Below are 7,049 nucleotides of genomic sequence, written 5' to 3' on the forward strand. Positions count from 1 at the left end.
ATGCGTAGCCGAAGTCCAGGAAGGCGAAGGCCTGCTGGAAAACCATGATGCCCAGCACGTAGGTGCCGGTCTCCGGTCCGCCGTTGCTGCCGGTGAGCACGTAGACCAGGTCGAAGGCCTGGAACGCGTTGATGATCGAGATCACCACCACAAAGGTCAGGGCCCCGCGGATCATCGGCACGGTGATCGAGGCGAACCGGCGCAGCTCGCCGGCGCCGTCGATCCGGGCCGCCTCGTACAGCGTCTCGGGTACCCCTTGCATCGCCGCCAGCAGGATCACCGTGGCGAACGGCACGCTCTTCCACACGCTGACCAGACACAGCGAGACCATCGCCCAGTTGGGGTCGATCAACCACGGGACCGGCCCGATCCCGACCCAACCCAGCAGCAGGTTCAGCAGCCCGTTGTCGGTGTTGAACACGAACCGCCACACCACCGCCATCACCACCGCCGAGACCGCCAGCGGCAGGAAGGCGATGGTTCGGAATACGCCGATACCGCTGAGCTTCTGGTTCAGTGCGGCGGCCACCACCAGACTGATCAGCACCGTCGGGACCAGGGTGCCGACGGCGAAGACGACGGTGTTGCGGATCGCGATCAAAAACAGCGGGTCGGCGGTGAGCAGGTCGCGGAAGTTCGCCAGGCCGACGAACCTCGGCGGGGTGAACAGATTCCACCGCTGTACGGCCATGTACAGCGAAAAGCCCAGCGGGAACAGCATGAACAGCGCCACCGCGGCCAGGTTGGGCGCCACGAACCAGCGTCCGGCCCGGGCGCGACGTTTGGTTGCGGTCATTGGTTGGCCAGCACCTCGTCGATCTGCCGGGGCAGCCCGGTCTTGAGTGTGCTGGCCGGGCGCTTGCCGCGCAGCACCGGCCCGAAGGCGCGGTCCATCAGGGCGTGCACCTTGTCCCAGTACGGCGTGATCGGCATGCCTTCGGAGTGGGCCGGACCGCCGGTCAGCACGGCGAGGTTGTCGACGCCCCGGTGTGCGTCGACGAAGCCGGTCGAGTGGATCGCGGATGTGAGGGTGGGCACGAACAGCCCGGACTCACCGATCATCCGTTGGCCGGCCGGCCCGGCCAGGAACTTGACGAACTCCCAGGCCTGCTCCTTGCGCCGGCTGCCGGCGGCGATGGCCAGGCCGGTGGTGCCGATGTTGGAGTGGCCAATAACACCGCTCTCCTGCGCCCTCGGCCCGGTCGGCAGCACGGTGACGTCGAAGTCGAGCCCCTCGGCCCGCGCGAAGGTCTGGTACCGCCAGTGCCCGCCCATCGCCATCGCCGCGCGGCCCACCGAGAACAGGTCCATGGTGGAGATCGCCTGGGTGTCGGCCGCGACCGGAGCCACCCGGTGCACGGCGGCCAGGTCGGCGTAGAACTGGATGCCTTCGATGAACGTGTCGTCGTCGAAGTTCAGGTGTGTCGGGTCGATTCGCGGGGTGGACCACGGGGTGCCGTTGTTCATCCCGAACAGGCCGGCCGAGTACACCGGCGACCAGGTGTCGACGAAGCCCCACTGGGTGATCCGGCCGTTCCTGCCGCGCCTGGTCAGTGCGGTGGCCGCGTCGAGGAATTCGGCGTAGCTCCACGGCTGCTCCCAGCGGGTCGGCGGCGGCGGCACCCCGGCGTCGGCGAAGAGTCTCTTGTTGTAGAACACGAAGTTTCCCGCCCACTGCTCGGGGAACGCGTACTGGCCGCCGCCGAAGCTGAACGTCTCATACAAGGCCGGGATGCTGTCGGCGGCCAGCGTGGCGGCGAATTCCGGGTCGGCGGCCAGCATCGTGTTCAGGTCGAGGAAGACGCCGAGCTGGGCCATGCTGGCGTAGTTGAACTCCCAGGCCATCAGCACGTCGGGGCATTTGCCGCCGGCGCAGAACGTCGAGATCTGTTGCGGCGGGTCGCCCCCGGCCCGAACCACGCGGACGGTGATCTCCGGATGGTCACGCTGGAACGCGTCGATGATGTGCTGCCGGGTGTCGGCTTCGTCGGGGTTGGCCGCGAAGAAGAACGTGAGCGCGTCGTCGTCTCGGGAGCACCCGGCGGGCCACGGCGAAAACGCCGCCGCGCCCAGCGCACCGGCGCCGCGCAGAAACGCTCGTCGTCGCACCGCGGTCACACCTCGATCGGCGGATACAGTCGTTCCAGCGTGAACTGCCGGTCCCGTCGCGCCGCCCACGCGCTGGCCGCCAGCGACGCGGCCAGGATGCCGACCAGCACGGCCACCGACAACCACATCCGCGAGTCGATGCCGCCGACGGTCAGCTGTCGCAGCCCGTTGACCGCATAGGTCATCGGGTCGTAGGGGTGCAGAATCTGAAACGGCTTCGCCGTCGTCTCCACCGGATACACCCCGCCGGACGAGACCAGTTGGAACATCAGGAATGCCAGCGTGACGACCCGGCCCACCGCGACGCCGAAGACCGCGTTGAACGCCTGGATCAGCGCCAGGAACGCCGCGGCGATCAGCGCCAGGAAGGCGACCGTGCCGGCCGCGTACTTCGCCTGCAGGCCGACCCCGAAGTGCACCACCACGTACATCAACAGCACCTGAGCCACCCCGAGCAGCAGCGCCGGCCAGAAGGAGGCCAGCACCACCCGCAGTGCGCCGAGTCCGCTCACGATGGCGCGGGTCTGCAACGGGGTCAACAGCATCCAGATGATCAACGCGCCGATGAACAGCGCCAGCGGCAGGAAGAACGGCGCGAAGCCGGTGCCGAACGTCGTCGCGTGATGGGTGAAGTCCATCTCGACACCGACCGGGCTGGCCAGGATCTGGGACACCTGGATGCGCTGCTGGTCGGTGAGCGCCGAGACCCGTTCGTCGGCCTGGCCGAGTCCGCTGGCCAACTGCTGCGCGCCGTCGTCGAGTCTGACGCTGCCGTCGGTCAACTGCACCAGCCCGTCGCTGAGCTTGTGCGCCCCGTTGTCGAGCTCGGTTGCGCCGGAGCGCAGGGCGACCAGATCGGCCTTCAACCCGCCGTCCAGCGCGTGGGTGATGAACCTGCGCAGCTTGCTGTTGGGGTCACCCAGGTCGTTCTCCAACTGCTGAGCGTTGCTGCGCAGCTGCGCCAGACCGTCGTCGGTGGCCGGGTCTATCCCCGTGGCGGTGAGCAGCCGCTGCGCGCCGGCCAGGGTGTCGCCGAGCCCACGTACGTTCGGGTCGGGGTTCGCCCGCAGACTGTCGGCCACCTGGCTGACGATTCCGGCGGCCTGCCGGTAGTCGACGTTGAGCGCCGCGATCCGGTCGCTGAGGTCCTTCATGCTGCCGGAGAGCCGGGTCGCCGCCGCACCGACCTCGTTCGGGTCGATCCCCAGCGCACCGACGTCGTCGATCATCTTCAGCAGCGGGTCGGTGGCCTGCTGGATCCCGCCGGAGAGCTGCTGGGCGCCGGTGGCCAGGGTGGCCGAGCCGTCGCGGGCGGTGGCCAGGTTCTCGGCGAGCGTCGCCGATCCGTCGGACAGCTGGTGGGCACCGTCGGCGGCCCGCTTCACCTCGTCGGTCACCTGGGTCAGCGCGGTGCCGATGACCTGTTCGCCGACCTCGGCGCTGACCTGGTTGAGCACCTCCCGGGCGGCGTTCTGTCCCATCACCGAGGCCAGGTAGTTGTTGGCGTCGTTGAACCGGAATTGGATCTCGGCTTTCTGCGGGTGCTGCCCGGCCGGCGACACCACCGCTTCGCTGAAGTCGGCGGGCAGGGTGATCGAGAAGTAGTAGCTGCCGTCGGAGACGCCCTTGGCCGCCTGGTCGGCCGACATCTGGTGCAGGTCCAGCTGACCGGAGTGGATCAGGGCTTCGGACACCTGGTCGCCGGCGCGCAGTTCGTGGCCGGTGACGGTCGCGCCGCGATCCTGGTTGACCAGCGCCACCGGGATCTTGTCGACGGCGGCGAACGGATTCCAGAACGCCCACAGGTACATCGCCCCGTACAGCAGCGGCAGCACGATGATCGTGACCAGCGCCACCCGCGGCATCACACCGCGGGAGTAGCGCTTGAGGTCGGTGCCCAGCGACATTCCGGCAAGCATGGTCAGTCGTCCCTCTTCTCGTGTCTGCCGCGCCCGGGGTGGGTGAGTTCGGCCCGTTCCAGATTCTTGACGGCGATCTGTTCGGCGACGCCCAACCCCGCCGGTACTTCGTTGACGCTCGCGGTGACCACGGTCTGGTGTTCCCCCAGCGCGACCAGCCGACGGATCAGCTCCGCGCGGTTGTCGTCGCTGGCCACCTGGTCGACGCTGCCGACCACCAGCAGTGGCGGCCGGGCGGTGTTGGCCAGCGCGACCCGCAGCAACAGCCCGTTCAGTTCGTCGAGCTCCTCGACGTACTCGGTGAGCCGCGGCAGCGGCAGGTCACCGAAGACCGGCTGGCAGACGTTCGCCAGCTCGGCCTCGCCGGCCCGGCCGACCAACCGATACCAGCGGGCGTCCCAGCGGGACTGCTCGGTGATCAGGTCGCGCACCGTCACCGACTCGAAGACCGAGTCCAGCTGCTCGACGCCGGCCAGCGCCGACCGGGCGAAGATGTCGCGGGCCTTGCTCTGCCCGAACACGGTGACCGTCCCGGTCGCCGGCTTCATCCGGCCGGCCAGCGTCATCAGCAACGCGGTCCGCCCGGACCCGCCCGGGGCGGTCAGCACGCTGACCCCGCCGGCGGCGATGTCCAGGTCGACCGGGCCGAACACCGGCCCCCAAGGGCCGGTCATCGATATCCCCCGGGCCACGATCGCCAGCGGCGGCCCGGCGGTTTCTGCCCCGGTGTCGGCGCTCTCACTCCCCGTCATTGACCCATCAAAGCAACAACGCCGGGCAAAGCGTGCGACGGCCGCGGAATCCGGGCCGGTTTCTCGCGGTGGATCCACACCCGGCGCGCTCGGGCCGGCCGTCCGCCGGTCTACCCGAATCCGTCCGCCGGGTCGGTGTGCCCGGCCGGCCCCGGCCGCCGGGGCAGCTCGACGACCACGTTGGTGGCCTTGACCGAGGCGACCACCAGGCTGCCCGGCTGCAACGCCAGTTCGTCGACGGCCTCCCGGCTGACCAGCGACACCATCCGGAACGGTCCGGCCTGGATGTCGACCTGCGCCATCACGGCGTCCCGGGTCACGTTGGTGACCAGCCCGACCAGCCGGTTGCGGGCCGACTGGCCGACCACCGGGCTGCGGGACAGCTGTTCGGCGGCGGCCCGTTCCTGGGCGAAGCGGGCCAGCACCGCCCCGTCGACGGTGCGCGGCCCGCTGCCGGAGCTGGCGGCCAGCCGGCCGGAATCGATCCACCGGCGAACCGTGTCGTCGCTGACCCCGAGCAGCCCGGCGACTTCGGCGATTCGGAAACTGGGCACGCACCGAGCTTAAGCGCAACGGCTGCGAGCAGCACCGGGGTTGCCCTACCCCCCTGTCTGCGGGAAATACCGGATTCTGCTGACCAGCTCCCCGGGTCGGCCCAGTTCGGCGAAGAGCACCCCGGAGCCGACGCGGACGACCACCGTGCGGCCCGCGCCGATCATCTTGCCGACGTGGTTATCCCGGAGCCGCTCACCGAGCTCGGTGGCGTCGGCCGGGTCGCCGTCGCCGACCGTGATGGTGGCGCCGGGCGCCAGTAACGGTGTCGCGGTCGCCGGGTCGGCACCGGCGAGCGCGGAGACCACCGCGCCCACCTGCCGTTTGGCCCGCCGGCCGGGCCGGCGGAAACCCGCCGCGAAGCCGGCCGCCCCGACCGGGCCTTGATTACCCAGCAGACCGCGGCAGAGCTGCGCCGCCGCCGGCGCGGCGGCCAATCCGTTACGAAGAAACCGCCCCATCATCGCCGGCAGCTCCCAGTAGGCCCGCAGCCCGGTGATCCGCCAGTCGCCGTCGACGCGGTGCAGGTCATAGCGCAGGAACGCCGGGATGTGCATCACCACCGCCGGTCCCATCGCGACCTCCAACTCGAGGTCGCGCACGACCGTCGAACCGCGGACGATGTCCAGGTCGCGGTGGAAGGTGATGTCGCGCGGCCCGATGAAGGTGTCGTAGAAGCGGCCGATCTGTGCCGGCCCGACGTGTGGCCGTGACCCCACCGGGTCCTCGATCCGCCCGTCGGCGGCGAACAGCCCGGTCCAGCCGGCGCGGTCGTGGGCGGCGGCGGCCTGCGGTGACCGTTCCACCGCCGCCAGCAGGTCTGCTGCCGCGGCGCCCATCAGGCGGCGACCTCGGTCAGCGCGACCCCGGTGGCCCGCATCGCCGCCAGCGCGGCGGCGGTCGACTCGGCGGCCACTCCCACGCTGAGGTCGGTGAGCACGGTGGTGGCGAAGCCGGCGCGGGCCGCGTCCTCGGCGGTCTGGCGCACGCAGTAGTCGGTGGCGATGCCGACCACGTCGACCGCGTCCACCCAGCGCTGGCGAAGCCAGTCGGCCAACGCGGTGCCCGCGTCGTCGACGCCGTCGAAGCCGCTGTAGCCCGGGCCGTAGGCGCCCTTGCGGAACACCGCCTCGATCCGGCCGGCGTCCAGATCGGGGTGCAGCTCGGCGCCGGGGCTACCGGCCAGGCAGTGCGGCGGCCACGACGACCGGTAATCCGGGTGATCGGAGAAGTGCTCGCCCGGGTCGACGTGGTCGTCGCGGGTGGCCACCACGTGTCGGTAGCGGTCGGTGGCGCTCAGGTGGCGGCTGATCGCGCGGGCCACCGCCGCGCCGCCGGCCACGGCCAGCGCTCCGCCCTCGCAGAAGTCGTTCTGCACGTCGACGATGATCAGCGCCCGCATACCGACCACGCTATCGCCGGCCGCGCCATGCGTACACGCCCCAGGACCCGATCACCAGCAGCAGGGTGATCAGTTCGGCGGTTCCCACCCGGTCGGCCGGGTAGACCACGCCGGTGAGGTAGTGGGCGATGAACCCCTCCGGCGGAAGCGGCGCCATCCGGGCCCGGGCCCGGGCCCAGCGCTCCAGCCAGGTCAGCGGACAATCCAGGTGTGCCACCATGATCAGCACCCCCCAGGTCACCGCGGCGACGTGCAGCCAGATGCTGCGCCGCCACCGCAGCGCCAGAAACCCGCCGATCACGACGTAGCAGACGA

8 protein-coding genes are annotated in these 7,049 nt (G+C 70.4%); all 8 read right to left on the reverse strand.

The features are described 5' to 3' along the window. Nucleotides 1-796 (reverse strand): carbohydrate ABC transporter permease (locus tag AC2VNT_RS12445; RefSeq protein ID WP_486947151.1); only part of this gene is annotated, 796 nt, incomplete at its 3' end. Further along, nucleotides 793-2,118, reverse strand: a complete 1,326-nt coding sequence (locus AC2VNT_RS12450; RefSeq protein WP_486947152.1) for an ABC transporter substrate-binding protein — start codon at nt 2,116-2,118, stop codon at nt 793-795. The genes AC2VNT_RS12450 and AC2VNT_RS12445, both read right to left, overlap by 4 nt. Continuing rightward, nucleotides 2,115-4,028 carry a YhgE/Pip family protein gene (locus AC2VNT_RS12455; protein ID WP_486947153.1) on the reverse strand — a complete coding sequence of 638 codons (1,914 nt, stop codon included), beginning with the start codon at nt 4,026-4,028 and terminating at the stop codon, nt 2,115-2,117. The genes AC2VNT_RS12450 and AC2VNT_RS12455 overlap by 4 nt, the downstream gene beginning before the upstream one ends. A gap of 2 nt (nt 4,029-4,030) precedes the next feature. Beyond that, a complete protein-coding gene (locus AC2VNT_RS12460; RefSeq protein ID WP_486947154.1) occupies nt 4,031-4,780 on the reverse strand; it encodes an ATP-binding cassette domain-containing protein in 750 nt (249 codons plus the stop codon). Between the two features lie 110 nt (nt 4,781-4,890). Next, nucleotides 4,891-5,334: a TOBE domain-containing protein gene (locus AC2VNT_RS12465; protein ID WP_486947155.1), complete on the reverse strand. Its 444-nt coding sequence runs from the start codon at nt 5,332-5,334 to the stop codon at nt 4,891-4,893. Between the two features lie 45 nt (nt 5,335-5,379). After that, a complete protein-coding gene (locus AC2VNT_RS12470) occupies nt 5,380-6,171 on the reverse strand; it encodes a nuclear transport factor 2 family protein (RefSeq protein ID WP_486947156.1) in 792 nt (263 codons plus the stop codon). Then, the gene (locus AC2VNT_RS12475; protein ID WP_486947157.1) at nt 6,171-6,734 is read right to left on the reverse strand and encodes an isochorismatase family protein; all 564 of its coding nucleotides are present in this window, start codon (nt 6,732-6,734) and stop codon (nt 6,171-6,173) included. Before AC2VNT_RS12475 ends, AC2VNT_RS12470 begins: the two co-directional genes overlap by 1 nt. Nucleotides 6,735-6,744: 10 nt before the next feature. Next, nucleotides 6,745-7,049: DUF2784 domain-containing protein (locus AC2VNT_RS12480; RefSeq protein ID WP_486947158.1), on the reverse strand; the 305-nt coding region annotated here is incomplete at its 5' end.

Source organism: Mycobacterium sp. TH-M15 (genome assembly GCF_057473705.1).

Bases quoted from the DNA above. Each gene is read 5' to 3' on its own strand.
- AC2VNT_RS12470 (WP_486947156.1), bottom strand. From the start codon at position 6,171: ATGGGCGCCGCGGCAGCAGACCTGCTGGCGGCGGTGGAACGGTCACCG.
- AC2VNT_RS12475 (WP_486947157.1), bottom strand. From the start codon at position 6,734: ATGCGGGCGCTGATCATCGTCGACGTGCAGAACGACTTCTGCGAGGGC.
- AC2VNT_RS12460 (WP_486947154.1), bottom strand. From the start codon at position 4,780: ATGACGGGGAGTGAGAGCGCCGACACCGGGGCAGAAACCGCCGGGCCG.
- AC2VNT_RS12455 (WP_486947153.1), bottom strand. From the start codon at position 4,028: ATGCTTGCCGGAATGTCGCTGGGCACCGACCTCAAGCGCTACTCCCGC.